Consider the following 659-nt stretch of genomic DNA (forward strand, 5'->3'; position numbering starts at 1 on the left):
ATCCCGCCGTCGATCACCATGGTGGTGTACGCCGTGGCGGCCGACGCCTCGATCATCCGCATCTTCCTGGCCGGCTTCCTGCCGGGCTTCTTGCTGATGCTGCTGTTCTCGGGCTACATCGCATGGTGGAGCCTGCGCCATCCGGACAAGGTGCCGCCGGCCGACCCGCCCACCACCTTCATGCAGAAGATCCGGCTGTCGGGCAACCTCATTCCCTGCGCGCTGCTGATCGTGTTCATCGTCTGGGTGCTGGTCGCCGGCTGGGCCACGGCCACCGAGTGCGCAGCCTTCGGGGTGCTCGGCTCGTTGGCCATCGCGGCCTACGGACGCAGCCTCACGTGGAAGAACTTCAAGGACGGCATCATGGGTGCCACGCGCACCAGCTGCATGATCATGTTCATCCTGGCCGGGGCCGCGTTCCTCACCAAGACCATGGCCTTCACCGGCATCCCGCGCGAGCTGGCCGAGTGGGTCGACAGCATGCAGCTGTCGCCCTATGCGCTGATCGGCGCGCTGGTGGTGGTGTACCTGGTGCTGGGCACGGCGCTGGACGGCATCTCGATGATCGTGCTGACCAGCGCCGTGGTGCTGCCGATGATCCAGAAGGCGGGCTTCGACCTGGTCTGGTTCGGCATCTTCATCGTGCTGCTGGTCGAGAT

General features: G+C 65.7%; 1 protein-coding gene. It reads left to right on the forward strand.

The features are described 5' to 3' along the window. Positions 1 to 659: TRAP transporter large permease subunit (locus AC07OH_RS31940; RefSeq protein WP_495303374.1), on the forward strand; the 659-nt coding region annotated here is incomplete at both ends.

The sequence above is a fragment of the Variovorax sp. GW821-FHT10C12 genome (assembly GCF_059415405.1).